Annotated in this window: 11 protein-coding genes; 5 read left to right on the top strand and 6 right to left on the bottom strand. The window is 55.1% G+C overall.

Features of this window, described 5'->3' with window-relative positions:
- Nucleotides 1-66: 66 nt before the first annotated feature.
- Nucleotides 67-489 carry a Cu(I)-responsive transcriptional regulator gene (gene cueR, locus CVE23_RS06230; protein ID WP_038918220.1) on the bottom strand — a complete coding sequence of 141 codons (423 nt, stop codon included), beginning with the start codon at nucleotides 487-489 and terminating at the stop codon, nucleotides 67-69.
- A 123-nt stretch (nucleotides 490-612) separates the two neighbouring features.
- Here cueR and copA point away from each other — a divergent pair, with 123 nt between their 5' ends.
- The 3 genes from copA (at nucleotide 613) to ybaK (ending at nucleotide 4,998) form a co-directional block, all read left to right on the top strand.
- Entirely contained in the window at nucleotides 613-3,465 is a 2,853-nt protein-coding gene (gene copA, locus CVE23_RS06225) for a copper-exporting P-type ATPase CopA (protein WP_100849124.1), read from the top strand.
- A gap of 223 nt (nucleotides 3,466-3,688) precedes the next feature.
- Nucleotides 3,689-4,501, top strand: a complete 813-nt coding sequence (locus CVE23_RS06220) for a TraB/GumN family protein (protein WP_038918218.1) — start codon at nucleotides 3,689-3,691, stop codon at nucleotides 4,499-4,501.
- A gap of 17 nt (nucleotides 4,502-4,518) precedes the next feature.
- Entirely contained in the window at nucleotides 4,519-4,998 is a 480-nt protein-coding gene (gene ybaK, locus CVE23_RS06215; protein WP_038918217.1) for a Cys-tRNA(Pro)/Cys-tRNA(Cys) deacylase YbaK, read from the top strand.
- 104 nt (nucleotides 4,999-5,102) lie between these two features.
- Here ybaK and CVE23_RS06210 read toward each other — a convergent pair whose 3' ends face one another.
- A complete protein-coding gene (locus CVE23_RS06210; RefSeq protein WP_038661138.1) occupies nucleotides 5,103-6,476 on the bottom strand; it encodes a glycoside hydrolase family 28 protein in 1,374 nt (457 codons plus the stop codon).
- Nucleotides 6,477-6,771: 295 nt separating this feature from the next.
- Complete coding sequence (locus tag CVE23_RS06205) at nucleotides 6,772-8,358, bottom strand: methyl-accepting chemotaxis protein (protein ID WP_038918215.1); 1,587 nt, start codon at nucleotides 8,356-8,358, stop codon at nucleotides 6,772-6,774.
- Nucleotides 8,359-9,058: 700 nt separating this feature from the next.
- Here CVE23_RS06205 and CVE23_RS06200 point away from each other — a divergent pair.
- Nucleotides 9,059-9,430 (top strand): hypothetical protein, encoded by a 372-nt coding sequence (locus CVE23_RS06200; protein WP_100849123.1) that lies wholly within the window; start codon nucleotides 9,059-9,061, stop codon nucleotides 9,428-9,430.
- Nucleotides 9,431-9,769: 339 nt separating this feature from the next.
- Here the strand turns inward: CVE23_RS06200 and CVE23_RS06195 are convergent, their stop codons facing one another.
- Together CVE23_RS06195 and ushA are read right to left on the bottom strand one after the other, a co-directional pair.
- The gene (locus CVE23_RS06195) at nucleotides 9,770-10,168 is read right to left on the bottom strand and encodes a hypothetical protein (RefSeq protein ID WP_071605174.1); all 399 of its coding nucleotides are present in this window, start codon (nucleotides 10,166-10,168) and stop codon (nucleotides 9,770-9,772) included.
- Nucleotides 10,169-10,695: 527 nt separating this feature from the next.
- Nucleotides 10,696-12,348: a bifunctional UDP-sugar hydrolase/5'-nucleotidase UshA gene (gene ushA / locus CVE23_RS06190; protein ID WP_038918213.1), complete on the bottom strand. Its 1,653-nt coding sequence runs from the start codon at nucleotides 12,346-12,348 to the stop codon at nucleotides 10,696-10,698.
- A gap of 489 nt (nucleotides 12,349-12,837) precedes the next feature.
- Between ushA and ybaL the strand changes: the two genes are divergently transcribed.
- On the top strand, nucleotides 12,838-14,523 hold the full coding sequence (gene ybaL / locus CVE23_RS06185; protein WP_038918212.1) for a YbaL family putative K(+) efflux transporter: 1,686 nt from the start codon (nucleotides 12,838-12,840) through the stop codon (nucleotides 14,521-14,523).
- Between the two features lie 64 nt (nucleotides 14,524-14,587).
- Here the strand turns inward: ybaL and hemH are convergent, their stop codons facing one another.
- Nucleotides 14,588-15,550: a ferrochelatase gene (hemH, locus tag CVE23_RS06180; RefSeq protein ID WP_145958409.1), complete on the bottom strand. Its 963-nt coding sequence runs from the start codon at nucleotides 15,548-15,550 to the stop codon at nucleotides 14,588-14,590.
- Between the last annotated feature and the right edge of the window lie 6 nt (nucleotides 15,551-15,556).

Raw genomic sequence — 15,556 nt, 5'->3', positions numbered from 1 at the left:
TCGCAAAGCGCATTCCGTCGAGACGGCGACGTTGCCGCTATCCGATGACATAACCGCTAATAACGACTAATGCTTGCCATGCTCTCCTGACGATGCATGGCAGCAGCCCGCCAGTTGAGTAATGATCGGGCATTCGGCGCTGCTGTCGCCGGGGCAGGACTCCGCCAGCGTCAGCAAACGCAGACGCATCGCCTTGAGTTCTTCGATCTGCTGTTCAATATCGTCCACTTTCTGCAATGTGCGCGCCTTAACGTCGGCGCTGTGCCGCAGCGGGTCATTGAACAACGTCACCAGTTCGCGGCACTCCTCCAGCGTGAACCCCACCTGACGCGCCTGACGCAACAAGGTCAGCTCCTCAATATGGTGGAGATCATAACTGCGGTAACCATTTTCACATCGCAGTGGCGCCGTCATCAGCCCCTTTTCTTCATAGAAACGGATGGTCTTGCTGGTCAGCCCGGTTTTTTTCGCCACATCGCTGATATTCATGATTCCCCCTTGACCCTTCCCTTACTGGAAGGTTTACGCTTCAGGTAGTGCTTAGAACTAATCAAAATCACGCTTGCGGTCAATGCCTTTGACGTTCGGCTGTGATCACTGAGGAATATTATTATGTCGCAAACCATACTGCTTTCATTGCAGGGATTATCCTGCGAACACTGTGTCGGAAGAGTAAAAAAAGCCCTGGAATCCCGCCCGGACGTGGAACAGGCCGATGTATCGCTAAAATACGCCAACGTCACTGGTGAAGCCGATAGCCAGTCGCTGGTAGCGACAATCGAAGCCGCGGGTTACGAAGCCAGCCCGGCGACCACGCCAACTGTCACCTTGCAGCTCTCCGGTCTCAACTGTCAGCATTGCGTCGCGTCAACCCGCAAAGCGCTGGAAGCGGTGCCGGGCGTAGCGGCGACGGACGTTACCCTGCAACAGGCGGCGGTTTATGGCGATGCCGAACCGCAGGCGCTGGTACAGGCGATAGAACAAGCCGGTTTTCATGCAACGCTGGCGCAGGAGAAACCCCTCCCAAAATCTGAGCCGCTGACACCCCACGCCTCCTCGCCGGACAGGCTGTCAGCGGCTTTCGACTCGGTTCCGGCAAACACCGTTCGTGATGACAACGTCGCCCATGATGGCAACCGTGTTCATAACGACGACGATATTCATGACAACAACAGTATTCATGACAACAACAGTATTCATGATAACGACAGTATTCATGATAACGACAGCGTCCAGTTGCTGTTGAGCGGCATGAGCTGCGCCAGTTGCGTCAGCCGGGTACAGCAGGCGCTGCAAAGCGTCCCCGGCGTCACGCAGGCGCGCGTCAATCTGGCTGAGCGCAGCGCGCTGGTCAGCGGCAACACGCCGCATCAGGCGCTGATCGATGCCGTACAGAATGCGGGCTACGGCGCGGAAATCATTCTTGATGAAGCCGAGCGGCGCGCCCGGCAGGAGCAAACGTCTCGTCAGGCCATCCGGCGTTTTCGCTGGCAGGCTGCACTGGGGCTGGCGCTCGGTATCCCGCTGATGGTCTGGGGCATGATCGGCGATAACATGATGCTTACCGACGACAACCGCTCCGGGTGGCTGCTGGTCGGCGGGCTGACGCTGGCGGTCATGATCGTCGCCGGTGGGCATTTCTATCGCAATGCCTGGCGTAGCCTGATGAACGGCAGCGCGACTATGGATACGCTGGTGGCGCTCGGCACCGGCGCAGCCTGGCTTTACTCCATTACCGTCAACCTGTGGCCGACGTGGTTCCCGATGGAAGCGCGTCATCTTTATTACGAAGCCAGCGCCATGATTATCGGCCTGATCAATCTCGGCCACGCGCTGGAACAACGCGCCCGTCAGCGCTCTTCTCAGGCGCTGGAGCGTTTGCTGGATTTGACGCCGCCGACTGCGCGGCTGGTAACACCGCAAGGCGACCGCGTCATCCCACTGGCAGAGGTACAAACCGGTATGACGCTGCGCCTGACCACCGGCGACCGTATTCCGGTAGACGGCCTGCTGGAACACGGGGAACTGTGGATTGACGAAGCCATGCTCACCGGCGAGCCGATCCCGCAACAGAAAGCGGCCGGCGACAAGGTGCACGCCGGAACTCAGGTGCAGGACGGCAGCGCCACGTTGCGTGCAGGCGCGATCGGCAACCAGACCACGCTGGCGCGCATCATTCATCTGGTGCGTCAGGCGCAGAGCAGCAAACCGGCGATAGGCCAGTTGGCCGACCGGATTTCCGCCGTCTTTGTACCGGTCGTGGTGGCGATAGCGCTGCTGAGCGGCGCCATCTGGTACGTTGTCGGCCCGGCGCCCCATATCGTGTACACGCTGGTGATTGTCACCACGGTGCTGATCATCGCCTGCCCTTGTGCGCTTGGGCTGGCGACGCCGATGTCGATTATCTCCGGCGTCGGACGAGCCGCGGAACTGGGCGTACTGGTGCGGGACGCCGATGCGCTGCAGCAGGCCAGCCAGCTTGACGTGCTGGTGTTCGACAAAACCGGCACGCTGACGGAAGGCAAACCGCGCGTGGTGGCGATCCATACCTTTGGCGATATCAGCGAATCGCAGGCGCTGCGCTGGGCTGCGTCGCTGGAACAGGGAACCAGTCACCCGCTGGCGCAGGCGATTGTTCTGCGGGCTGATGGCGTAGAACGGGGCGACGTCACGCAATTCCGCACTCTGCCCGGCCTGGGCGTCAGCGGTCAGGTCGACGGCGTGCCGCTGTTGCTCGGCAATCCGGCCTTGCTGGCGCAGAGCCAGATTCCGCTGGCTAACGGCGAGAACTCGCCGCGCGACTGGCTGGAGAAACAGTCGGCGCTCGGCATGACGCCGGTACTGTTGGTGGCGAACGGTCAGGTGGCGGCGCTGTTTTCAGTGCAGGACACTCTGCGTCAGGACAGCGTCAGCGCATTACAACGGCTGCATCGCCAGGGCTACCAGTTGGTAATGCTGACCGGCGATAATCCGGCGACGGCTCAGGCCATCGCCCTCGAAGCCGGCATCGACCAGGTCATCGCCGGGGTACTGCCGGACGGCAAAGCGGACGCCATTCGCCATCTGCAATCGCTGGGAAAACGGGTTGCCATGATTGGCGATGGCATCAACGACGCGCCGGCGCTGGCGCAGGCCGACGTGGGGATCGCCATGGGCGGCGGCAGCGATATCGCGGTGGAAACCGCCGCCATGACGCTGATGCGCCACAGTTTGCACGGCGTCGCCGATGCGCTGGCGCTTTCCCGGGCCACGTTGGGCAACATGAAGCAGAACCTGTTGGGGGCCTTTGTCTACAACACGCTCGGCATTCCGATTGCCGCCGGCGTGCTCTACCCGTTGACCGGAACCCTGCTAAGCCCGGTGGTGGCGGGAGCGGCCATGGCGCTCTCATCCATTACCGTGGTGAGCAACGCCAACCGGCTGCTGCGTTTCACCCCCGCCGACGCACCAGCCAGACGCGACTGAGTCGAGCTGTCGACCACGGCGCGCTGTTCTCTCCCGAACATCGCGCCGCTTTCCACCATATGCGTCCCGTAGCGCGCAGCGAACGCATGCCGAATTAGCGATACAACTTGCCGGCTGAACCGTTTAGCATAGAGACCTGACGACGCGAAAGCGCACGTCCTGCAACAGCGCGACGCCTGATTGCAGGATAACGTTCTGAGTCGCCACTACCGGAGACGTCGATATGAAACGGCTGATACGCCAGATTGCAACGTTCCTCGGCCTTCTCTCGCCCGCGGGTTACCGTTACCCGGCGTTGGACGTCGAGATCGTCAACCAACGCCAGTTCCATTTGGTGGGCAGTATTCACATGGGCACAGTGGATATGTTTCCTCTGCCGTCTGAATTGCTGGCACGGCTGGAGCAGGCGACGGCGCTGATCGTAGAGGCCGACATTTCCGGCAGCGATTCGCCGTTTGATCCGGTGGGCACCGAACCGCCGCTGGCGGAGCGCCTGGATAGCGCCACGCTGCAGCGTTTGCAACGGTTATGCCGTGAATTGTCGTTCAACTACGACAGCCTCGACCGGGTACCGGCCTGGCAGGCGGCGCTGATGTTACAGGCGCGTCAGGCCATGATGCTGGGCCTGCGTCCGGATTACGGTATTGATTACCAGTTGATTAACGCCGCCCGGGACAAAGGGGTGAAGATCATCGAGCTGGAAGGCCAGCAGGCGCAGATCGACATGCTGCTGCAACTGCCGCAGGGCGGCCTGCCGTTGCTGGAAGACACCCTGACCCACTGGCATACCAATGCGCGTCTGTTACAAACGATGGTCAGTTGGTGGCTCAGCCATAAACCGACCTGGGCGGATAACGTGCCGCCCACTTTCAGCAACGAAATCACGGAAATGCTGATGAATCACCGGAATCAGCGCTGGCAACAGCAACTGGCCGCGCTGCCGCAGGGGAATTATGTGGTGTCTGTCGGCGCACTGCATTTATACGGTGAAAACAACCTGCCCGACTTGTTACAAGCCTATACGGCTACCTTTTGAAGCAAGGACAGTACATTATGACGCCCGCAGTAAAACTGCTTGAGAAGCAAAAAGTCGCTTTTACGCTTCACAGCTACCATCACGACGCTGATGAAACCAACTTCGGCGAAGAAGCCGCCCGCAAACTGGGGCTGGATAAACAACAGGTTTACAAAACCCTGCTGGTGTCGCTCAACGGCGATGCCAAACAGCTGGCGGTAGCGGTCACCCCGGTCGCCAGTCAGTTGGATCTGAAAAAAGTGGCCAAGGCGCTGGCCGCCAAAAAAGCCGATATGGCGGATCCGCAAATCGCCCAGCGAGTAACGGGCTATCTGGTGGGCGGCATCAGCCCGCTGGGGCAGAAGAAACTGCTGCCCACCGTGATCGACGACGGGGCGCAGCAATTCGATACTATTTTTATCTCCGGCGGCAAGCGGGGATTGGACCTCGAACTGGCGGCCGCCGACCTGGCCCGGTTGCTAAAAGCGCAGTTTGCCGATATCGCCAAGCGTGATTGACCGTAAAAATGAAGACGGCGGCAGAGGGTTCCACGGCCAGTGTTGCCCTCTGCCGCCGCTTCATAACCGTCCTTCCCTGGGGAGTGCGATCGCTTCCCGGCGCGTTACCGGGTGACGTTCGCCCCTTTATCCAGCAGCAGCGCATCCCCTTGTTTTACGTTCAGGGTCAACCCTTTGGTGGCCAGTTCCGCGTTGCGCACCCGCAGCCCTTTTTCAGCGTCAATCCGCACCTGTTCAAAATGGAAACCGCTCAACGGCGCTTCCGGTACGCCGATAATGTACCCGGCGGCCTTGCTACGGCCGGTTGATTCCAGATCGACGATAGTGACCTGGCTGAAATGCGGCGTTTTCACCTTGTCGAACGGCTGGGCCGGCTCGGTATCCGGCGGATAAATCTGTTCGCCCAGCGTAAACCCGCCCGCCTGCAGCAATTTATCCACCTCGGCCTGTACGATAGGCGCCGCCTGATAGTAACCGGAGAACACTAGCGGTACTTCGACATCCACCATCCGGGTATGACGATAGGTGACGTTCTTCACCTCACCGCCTTTGCCGCGCAGCGACTTGATGCGAATGCCGTACATCGAACCTTCAAAGCGGTTATTTTCCACCAGCACATTGTTGACGCCGCCGGAGGTTTCGCTACCGATAGAAATGCCGCGTCCCTGCTTTAACACGTTGTTGGCAATATAAATATTGTCTACCACGCCATTCGGGAAACGGCTGTCCGGTTTTTCCGCCTTGATGGCGATATGGTCATCGTTACAGTCGATGACGTTGTTGGTGATGCGGATATTCTGGCTATCGATCGGGTCGATGGCGTCCGTGTTGGGCGCATGCCAGGGCGCAATAATGTTGGTGCCGTTCACCGTGACATCATGGGCATAGCGCATCACCACATGGAAGCTGGGAGAGTTGGTCAGGGTCACGCCGTCAATCAGTACCTGACTGGAACGGGTCACGTAAATCAGTCGTGGACGGTCGGTGCCGCCTTTCTTGCCGGTGGCGCGAATCGCCGCGCGCCAGCGTTCCCACCACACCGCACCTTGTCCATCAATGGTGCCTTCGCCGGTAATGGCGACGTTCTGCGCATCGGCAATACTGATAAACGGCAGCCAGCCATTTTCCGCTTCGGCGTAGCGGGTGCTATCGGTGGCGCGGTAGGCATTTTCTCCGGTCGATGCCACCAGCGTGGCGTTCTTTTCCAGATGCAGGCGGACATTGCTTTTCAGGAACAGCGGCTCCACCAGATAGTTGCCCGCCGGCACCAGCACGGTGCCGCCGCCGGCGGCGGCGCATTCATCAATCGCCTTCTGAAAAGATTCCGTATTCAACGCAATCTGCAAGCGATGCCCCTCGGCACCATAGCGGGTCACGTTACAGACCCGGTCCGGAAACGCTACCTTTTCAGCCGCCTGAGCCGCCACGCTTGCCAGTGCGCAGGACGCCAGCAGCGAAAACGCCACACCTTTATGCATAATCACCCCATAAGTAAAACAACGTTTCATTTATGGGAAATGTATCATCGCTAGCTTCCCAAAACGGTTGTGGCGATCACGATTTGGTTTGCGAAACAAGGTTTTGGGGATCTGCCCAGTTTTATTGGCAAATAATCGGGGAATTGAACAACAGAGTAAAAGCGGCGCTGAATCAGATTGAGAACGTCACGTATGGGGCTCTTTGTATTATTGAGCGCGGCATCAGGAAATGGCGGCCTCTGGGCTATCCAGAACACCGCACCCCATCCGCCGCCTGTTTTATTAAATTTACCCGCTACCCCGTATGCCCAATCCTCAAGGTGTCGCGGCTATGGTCAGAGCCGTCAGTATTAAAATAAGCGACAGACTCTTTCAACCGCTGCGTCTGTAGTTCCAGTTCATTTGCCGCGGCTACCGCCTGTTTAACCAGGGCTGTATTCTGCTGGGTGATCGAATCAATCTGAACAATCGACTCATTGATATAGCTAATGCCTTTTCCTTGCTCGCTCGTCGCCGTAGAGATTTCCACCATGATATCAGCGACATGCTGCACGGCACTGACCACCTCTTTGATGCTGCCGTCAGCCACTTTGATTTTCGCCGAGCCGCTACTCACGCGGGAAACCGATTCTTCTATCAGGCTTTTTATCTCTCTGGCCGCCTCTGCACTACGCAGGGCAAGGCTGCGCACCTCGCCAGCCACGACGGCGAAACCGCGCCCCTGTTCACCGGCACGCGCGGCTTCCACCGCCGCGTTCAGGGCAAGAATATTGGTTTGAAAGGCAATATTATTCACCACCTCGGTGATGTTGGCGATTTTGTCGGAGCTTTCAGAAATACCATTCATCGTGTCGTTAACTTCCTGCATCACCGCACCTCCCCGGGAGGCTATCTCAAGTGCGGAATGCGCCAGCTGACGGGCCTGCTCGGTATTATCAGCATTCTGTTTAACGGTGGAGGTAATTTCCTCCATGCTCGCCGACGTTTTCTCCAGAGAAGTAGCCTGCCGTTCCGTGTGTGACGACAACTCCACGTTACCGGCAATAATTTCACCGGTACTGGCATTGATAGCCTCTGCTCCGGAACGGATATCTTCGATAACGTTGATTAGCTGTTCCCGCATCAAGCCCATCTCATGCAGCAGGCTGATTTTGTCGCCAGGTAATGTAGTGACCGGATAAGATAAATTACCTGCTGCAATGCGTGCGGCCACTTCTGCGGCGTAAGTGGGTTCGCCGCCAAGAATGCGCAAGATGCTACGGTTTATATAGTAAGCAAAAAATAAAAGCACAGCGCTGATTAATACAAAGACAATCACATTCTGATATAAAGAATAAATAAACGCCTCATCAATATCATCGACATAAAGACCGGTGGTAATTATCCAGTCCCAGGGGGCGTAGGGTGAATTATAGGCCACTTTAGGTTGTGCAACGGTGGAGCCGGGGCGAGGAAAAGCGTAAGCAGTATAAGCAGACTGGTTGTCTCTTGTTACCGTAACCATCTCTCTGAAAAGGTAGACGCCATTCGCGTCTTTAAAATCCTCGCCCTGCCCAATGAGTTTTTCATTTATTGGGTGCATTAAGACCCGGGCCTGGGAATTGAGTATTGTGAAATATCCTGAATCACCATAGCGCAGGTCTTTTATGGCTTTCATTGCGCGCTGCTGTGCTTCACTCTGAGTAATCAATCCATTGCTGGCTTGTTCGGCATTGGTTTTTACTACCCCCAACGCCAGTTGCGTAACATGCATTAGCTCACTTTTTCTTAGCGATAACTGATCCTGTTTGATTTTTACCGAACCATAAAGTAGCGTTCCTGCCAGACACAGCAAACTAATAATAAGCGGAAACCAAAGCCTCCTGGCGAGGGATATCTTCATCGGTTGATCACCTTTCATGAGATTATGTTATCAATTTTTTATGCCATACCCACCGCTTATGACACTATTTCGAATAAAATCAGCAATGCATTCCTTTTTAAATAGCAGAAAATACAAATCTTCCTTATATGCTTTTTAAGCATAAAAAAGATTATCCATTAATAAATCTGGTTTACTCTCTACCCATGTAAACCAAGTCCGGCATAGTACAGTGAAGAAAAGACGCATCCTCCTTAGAGCCTATCCCAATAGGCGTCATTGGCGCAGCCAGTTTGGACTCGGACAGCGCGAAGACAATATGCAACGCATATTGAACGGACAACGTCATTGTCCGGCCCAACGGGCGAGCGCAGCGAGTAAACCGGAGCGTACACGGAGTACGTGAGGATTTCGCGCACTGCTCAGGTCCAAAATGGCAAGTAAAATAGCCCTATTGGGATAGGCTATTAGCCATCATGCGCCAACAATATCACAGGGTTAAAGCCGTACTCTCACAGAATGTTATAAAACTGATGCCGACGTCACTGATTTGTAAAAAAACAGGTCAATGCGCTGTGCGCCGTCAATATCAGCAGGTCTTTTCTTCGTTAATAGCGAAAATCTATCGGCTGATCTAAGCATATTTATGAATATTGTTTTTTGGATAAAACCATTCAAAAAGTAGGATTATTTAATTCTCATTACCTCCCGGAAAATAGACATGTCCAAACTTGAGATTCAGGCAACCAGCGCTTTATTTACGCCAGCTCGCGTTCTCCGGACCGAGTCAGAAAACGACGCCTTCGGAATTGAGCTTAAAAAAGCACAGGCAGAGGAACACATCCCTTCCAGGGGTGAAACTAAGCTCAGGGCACAATCACAGCCGTCCACTGCGGCACAGGAACTCATGGAGTGGCTTGCGATGTCCCCGGAAGAAAGGTTGTTTTTTTCCGTACTGTCCTCAATGGGAATATCCAAAGAACAGTATGAAGCTATGCCTCCGGAGCAACAGATGGAGCTAGACCGCAAGGTACAGGAGCGCATAAAAGAAATGGCAAAAGAAGGCTGTTCTCCATCAGCGCTCCAGGCATGATTTCCTGGCCCATCCTGAAGCGGCGGTATCCACTCTCAATAGCAGAATGGAAACCCGTCATGATGCGCTTCATGCACAGGGCCTGACGCACAATTTGAAAACCAATGCCTCGCGAAGAGCGGTGTTCATGCCTGCAGGTAAGATAGCAACGTGGCGACACCCCATGTTCGATGGCGGAAACGGCGATATAGCGCCCACACCAGAAAATACCAATAGAGCGCTATTTGCAGACTAATATAACTCGTCATCTACCAGGATATCGGTGTACCGAGTAGGAAAACGATAAGTCCGAGTCGATAATTAAAACTAAAGCTATTAATTAAATTACCTGGAAGCGAATTAGTTTGCTTTTTGTATCAGCAACGTCGCCTGACCAATATTATCATTACAATTATCGTCGCTGATATAGGCTATAAACGGTGAGCCAGATGAATCCACAACAATCGGATTGCTGGTAACAGAGACGCCCCAACGAGCGTTTTTAAATCCACCTTGCACCATGACTGCATCAATAATACAGCTATTACCAGAAGAGCGATTACAATTCATACTATTAGACACAAGAGATAAAACATATCTCCCTGGCTCTAAAGAAAACTTAGCTGACGTACCTGCCAGGGTATCAAGAGCAGGCGCTGTCAGACAATTCCTTTGAGGATCAATAGTTATGCTTGTCGCCGCTTCACTGACAAAAGGAAGACATGCCAGCATGAATATGCCAATAGAGGTATTGCGCATGATTAAATCTCCTGAAAATTCTTGATAAATTAATGCAATTCCATTTCATTGAAAAAAACAATTTACTTTATAAAAACCCACCCATAAAGGTGATATTTCATACTAATCCATGCAATCGAAAAATGTCAATATTCAGTACCTTGCTTAACCACATTAAAAAACAGGCCGACAGCTTTCAATTATTTAAACTGACACAAAAAGATTACTCTAACTTAAATACCATTAGCCCACATTGTCTTTTATCAAACAATATTCCCTTCGGAATTCAGCTACAAAATAGTTATTATTCACGAATCACAACACCATCGGATAATATCGTCAATTAATAATTACCCTGCAATATTTCTGGATGACCATCATTCTTTACGAAACGCCGTCTGATAAAGTGGCTGTAATATCGTTGATGTTCTATTACGTGAACAAGAGTGAAGTATTCATGTACAAGGCTATATCGCAAAAGTTTTTTAGCCGAGAAAAAAGCGGTTCCTACTCTCAAAAAACAGAGCAGAAACCGCCATATGCATCAATTATTTATAAACAATCTCGCCTTTCGGCTCGTAATCTGCCGCCTGCAATGGAGAGTGTTTTTCGACGTACTGACGCAACACTTCCGCGTCCACAAAGCCGGTATTGACGTAGCTCGGCAGGTCGCTCAGTTTCGGGTAACCGTCACCGCCGGTGGCGTTAAAGCTCAGGGTGGAAATGCGGTAGATCTTGTCCGCCTGCAGCGGTTCGCCCTTGATCTTCACGTTCTTCACGCCGGTGCCGTCCGCTTCCAGGCTGACATTCAGGAACTGAGCATACGCGCCGGAATCCACCTTCTTATTGGCGACCACCGCCAGGTATTTTTCCACCTCGCTGCCTTTCAGGTCGGCGTATACCAGCGTGTTGCCGAACGGTTGTACCTTGAGCAGGGTCTTGTAGGTGATGTCGCCGGACTCAATCGAATCCCGCACGCCGCCGCCGCTCATGACCCCGAAATCCGCTTTGGCCCGCTCCAACTGGGCAGACAACAGCACCCGCGACAGGTTGGTTTGCACGAAACGAACCTTGTTGCGGTCGCCTTCCAGTCGACCATTCACGCTGCCCACTTTCACATCCAGTTGCGCTTTGCCCTTCTCCTGGAACGGCGTCAGCAGTTTCATCATGTCCGGGTTCTGGCTGATTTCCTGAGTGTAGTACACGCGCTCGCTGCTGCCGTCGGCCTTCTCGACTTTCTTCTTCAGGTTGACAGGAATCAGTTGATAGTGAGCCAGCTTCAGCTCGCCGTTGCGGAAAGTAAAATCGGCGCGGCCCACATACTTGCCCCACTCATGCGCCTGCACAATCCAGGTGCCGTTCTGGCGATCCGGCGCGCAGGGGGTGCCGGGCACATAATCCACCTGTTTTTTATTCTCGCTGGCCATGCACACCGGGTCCTGCGAATGGCCGCCGACGATCATGTCGAGATATCCCGCAGGCAGGCTGCGCGCCATTTCTACATCGCCCGGCGCGTTAGAGCCGTGATCGCCGTTATCGTAGTGCCCCATGTGGGTAGCGGCGATGATGACATCCGGCTTCTCTTTTTTGCGCAGTTGTTCCACGACCTTTTTCGCTTCATCGGCCGGTTTGCGAAACTCGATGTCGTGGAAATACTCCGGATTGCCGATTTTGGCGGTGTCGTCAGTCGTCAGGCCGATAACGGCAATCTTGATTCCCTGACGGTCAAACAGCGAGTAAGGCTTGAACAACCGCTTTTTGGTGCTTTTCTGGTAGATGTTGGCGGAAAGCAGCGGGAAATGCGCCCATTTTTCCTGCTGGCGCAATACCGTGAGCGGGTTGTCGAATTCATGGTTACCGATAGCCATCGCGTCATAACCCACCAGGTTCATGCCGCGGAAGTCCGGCTCGGCGTCCTGCAGGTCGGATTCCGGCACCCCGGTGTTGATATCGCCGCCCGACAGCAGCAGTACGCTGCCCCCTTTGCCCGCCACTTCCTGACGAATCTGGTCCACCAGCGTTTTCTGCGCCGCCAGACCGTATTCGCCGTAGTCGTTATGCCAGAAATGACCGTGGTGGTCATTGGTGTGCAAAATCGTGATGTTGTAGGTTTTATCTTTTTCCCATGCCAGTGCATAAGGCGACGACAGCGCCAGCGTTACCGCCATCAGGCATCCCAGATTTTTGACAGAAAAATGCATAACCGCTCCCCGTAATAAAAATTCCTTATAGAATTGTTACATTAAACCTGTTGTGACGCGCACAAATTAACACAAATCAGCGCAGGATGGTTGACGTTATGATGAACCTGAGATGCCTCGCGTTATCGCAGAACAGCCATACTATTATTCTGATAATCCGTAACTTGAATCATGGCAGGAATACCGGTGGATGCGGCCGGCGGGATTTCTCCGCAAACAGAGATTGAATTAGCCCTATATATCAACGATAAAAGCAATAATTTAACTGAAAATATGTGTTACACTATTTAAATAGATGAAAAACACCATTTTATGTCTCACTCTGCCCGTCTTCCTGACGGTTTTCCCCCTCTGACGTTGAATAGTGCCATCGGTATACGGATAGGGAACGGTTTGGGCCGGCAGGGTACATAAGCATTCAGGAGCCGCAACCTACTGACGGCTCAGGAATATCCGCTCATTCTCGTTACGCATGGCAAAGGAGTCGGAATGCATGATAATACCACCCCCTTAATCTCCACGATGGCCGTCGGTCTGGTGCTGGCTTTTCTGCTCGGCATCCTGGCCAACCGACTGCGTATTTCCCCGCTGGTCGGGTATCTGGTCGCCGGCGTGTTGGTCGGTCCTTTTACGCCGGGTTTTGTCGCCGATACCCAACTGGCGCCGGAAATTGCCGAACTGGGCGTGATTTTGCTGATGTTCGGCGTTGGGCTGCATTTTTCGCTACGGGATTTGATGGCGGTAAAGTCGATCGCCATTCCCGGCGCGGTGGCGCAAATCATGATGGCGACCCTGCTCGGCGCTGGATTGTCGGCGCTGCTGGGATGGAGCCTGCCGGAGGGGTTGGTATTTGGTTTGTGTCTGTCCACCGCCAGTACCGTGGTGCTGCTGCGCGCGCTGGAAGAACGCCAGTTGATCGACAGTCAACGCGGGCAAATTGCCATTGGCTGGTTGATTGTCGAAGATCTGGCGATGGTGCTGACGCTGGTGCTGCTGCCGGCCTTCGCCGACATGCTGAAAACCGATACCACCAATACCAGTAAGCTGCTGCAGGACCTGGCGATTACGCTGGGCAAAGTAGTGGCGTTCATTACGCTGATGGTGGTGGTGGGCCGACGCGTGGTGCCGTGGGTGCTGGCGAAAAGCGCCAGTACCGGTTCACGCGAGCTGTTTACGCTGTCGGTGCTGGCAATGGCGCTCGGCATCGCGTTCGGCGCGGTCAAACTGTTTGACGTCTCGTTTGCGCTGGGGGCGTTTTTCGCCGGCATGGTGCTGAACGAGTCGGAGCTAAGCCAGCGCGCCGCACACGACACTCTGCCGCTGCGCGATGCATTCGCGGTGCTGTTCTTCGTTTCCGTCGGCATGCTGTTCGACCCGATGATCCTGGTGAGCGAACCGCTGGCGGTGCTGAGCACGCTGCTGATTATCGTGGTTGGCAAGTCGATGGCCGCCTTTGTGCTGGTGCACATGTTCGGGCATTCCAAACGCACGGCGCTGACTATTTCCGTCAGTCTGGCGCAGATTGGCGAGTTCGCCTTTATTCTGGCCGGTCTTGGCATTTCGCTTGGCATGTTGTCGGAAAACGGCCGCAATCTGGTGCTGGCCGGCGCAATTTTGTCGATCATGCTCAACCCGCTGCTGTTCGCCTTGCTGGAACGCTATCTGGCCAAGCACGAAACCATTGAAGAGCAGATCGTCGAAGAAGCAATCGAAGAGGAAAAACAGATCCCGGTTGACCTGTGCAATCATGCGTTGCTGGTGGGTTATGGGCGTGTAGGCAGTCTGATCGGCGCCCGGTTGTATCAGGCTGGCGTACCGATGGTGGTGATTGAAACCTCGCGTGCGCGCGTCGATGCGCTGCGGGAACAAGGCATCAAAACGGTGCTGGGCAACGCCACGCGGCCCGATATCATGGACATCGCCCGTCTTGACTGCGCCAGTTGGCTGTTGCTGACCATCCCCAACGGCTACGAAGCCGGGGAAATTGTGGCGGCGGCGAGAGCGCGTCGCCCGGACCTGAAAATCATCGCCCGGGCTCACTATGACGATGAAGTCGCTTACATCACCGATCACGGCGCCGATCACGTGGTCATGGGCGAACGGGAAATCGCCGAAACCATGATCACCATGCTGAACGTCGACGAGATCGTCGCCGCCAAAGCGTGCCCGCTCTAAACCGTCCCCCGTCAGGCGCCGTTGGCGCCTGACGTCACGTCGCGTACCGCCATCGATGAGCGCCTTACGCCGGCGCGTTCACCAACTGCGCCAGCAACGCAATGTGCTGCGGGTCGTCGTTCAGCGCCGGGATATAATGGAAAGACTCCCCGCCGGCATGCAGGAAAATCTCCCGATTCTGTTCTTTGATCTCTTCCAGCGTTTCCAGGCAGTCGGCGGCAAAACCGGGGCAGATGACTTGAACCCGTTTTACCCTCTGCTTCGGCAGCGCCTGCATGGTTTCATCGGTGTAAGGCGTCAGCCAGACTTCACGGCCGAAACGAGACTGGAAGGTCATCATCACCTGTTCCGCCGGCAAGCCGAGCGCGTCAGTCAACGCCTGAGCCGTCGCGGCGCAGCGTTCAGGATAATCATCGCCTTCATCAGCATAGCGCTGCGGAATGCCGTGGAATGAAATAACCAGCTTATCCGGCACGCCATGCTCCGCAAATGACTGTTCGACGCGGTGCTTCAGCGCCGCGATATACGCCGGATGATCGGCATAATCACGGATAAAACGAATGCCCGGCACCTGACGCCGGGTACTCAGCAACTTCGCCAGACCATCCCACACGGCGGCGGTGGTGGAGCAGGAATACTGCGGGTACATCGGCAACACCGTCACTTCGGTGACGCCCTGCGCCAGCAGCGCATCCAGCGCGGACTGCAAACTCGGCGAACCATAGCTCATGCCCAACTCCACCGGCATATCCGGCAAACTCGCCGCCAGCGCCTGCTGCTGCCGGCGGCTGTAAACCAGCAGCGGCGATCCCGCCTCCATCCACACCGACTGGTAGAGCTTCGCCACCCGCGGTGAACGGGTCGGCAGAATAATGCCGCGCAGGATGGCGCACCACAGCAGCCGGTTCAGATCCACGACGCGTTTATCACTCAGGAATTCGGCCAGATAACGTTTTACCGCCTGCGGCGTCGGTGCATCCGGCGTGCCCAGATTCACCATCAACACACCGCGTTTTTCTTTTTTCATCAACGT

Source organism: Dickeya fangzhongdai (assembly GCF_002812485.1).
In the GTDB taxonomy this organism is placed as follows: Bacteria; Pseudomonadota; Gammaproteobacteria; order Enterobacterales; family Enterobacteriaceae; genus Dickeya; species Dickeya fangzhongdai.
The sequence above is the reverse complement of the archived record's forward strand: the minus strand, read 5'-3'. Positions and strand labels throughout refer to the sequence as shown.

What these genes read in the sequence shown, in the direction of transcription:
- CVE23_RS06200 (WP_100849123.1), top strand. Translation starts at nt 9,059, where the DNA reads ATGTCCAAACTTGAGATTCAGGCAACCAGCGCTTTATTTACGCCAGCT.
- CVE23_RS06195 (WP_071605174.1), bottom strand. Translation starts at nt 10,168, where the DNA reads ATGCGCAATACCTCTATTGGCATATTCATGCTGGCATGTCTTCCTTTT.
- hemH (WP_145958409.1), bottom strand. Translation starts at nt 15,550, where the DNA reads ATGAAAAAAGAAAAACGCGGTGTGTTGATGGTGAATCTGGGCACGCCG.
- CVE23_RS06220 (WP_038918218.1), top strand. Translation starts at nt 3,689, where the DNA reads ATGAAACGGCTGATACGCCAGATTGCAACGTTCCTCGGCCTTCTCTCG.
- CVE23_RS06210 (WP_038661138.1), bottom strand. Translation starts at nt 6,476, where the DNA reads ATGCATAAAGGTGTGGCGTTTTCGCTGCTGGCGTCCTGCGCACTGGCA.
- ybaK (WP_038918217.1), top strand. Translation starts at nt 4,519, where the DNA reads ATGACGCCCGCAGTAAAACTGCTTGAGAAGCAAAAAGTCGCTTTTACG.
- copA (WP_100849124.1), top strand. Translation starts at nt 613, where the DNA reads ATGTCGCAAACCATACTGCTTTCATTGCAGGGATTATCCTGCGAACAC.
- ybaL (WP_038918212.1), top strand. Translation starts at nt 12,838, where the DNA reads ATGCATGATAATACCACCCCCTTAATCTCCACGATGGCCGTCGGTCTG.
- ushA (WP_038918213.1), bottom strand. Translation starts at nt 12,348, where the DNA reads ATGCATTTTTCTGTCAAAAATCTGGGATGCCTGATGGCGGTAACGCTG.
- CVE23_RS06205 (WP_038918215.1), bottom strand. Translation starts at nt 8,358, where the DNA reads ATGAAGATATCCCTCGCCAGGAGGCTTTGGTTTCCGCTTATTATTAGT.
- cueR (WP_038918220.1), bottom strand. Translation starts at nt 489, where the DNA reads ATGAATATCAGCGATGTGGCGAAAAAAACCGGGCTGACCAGCAAGACC.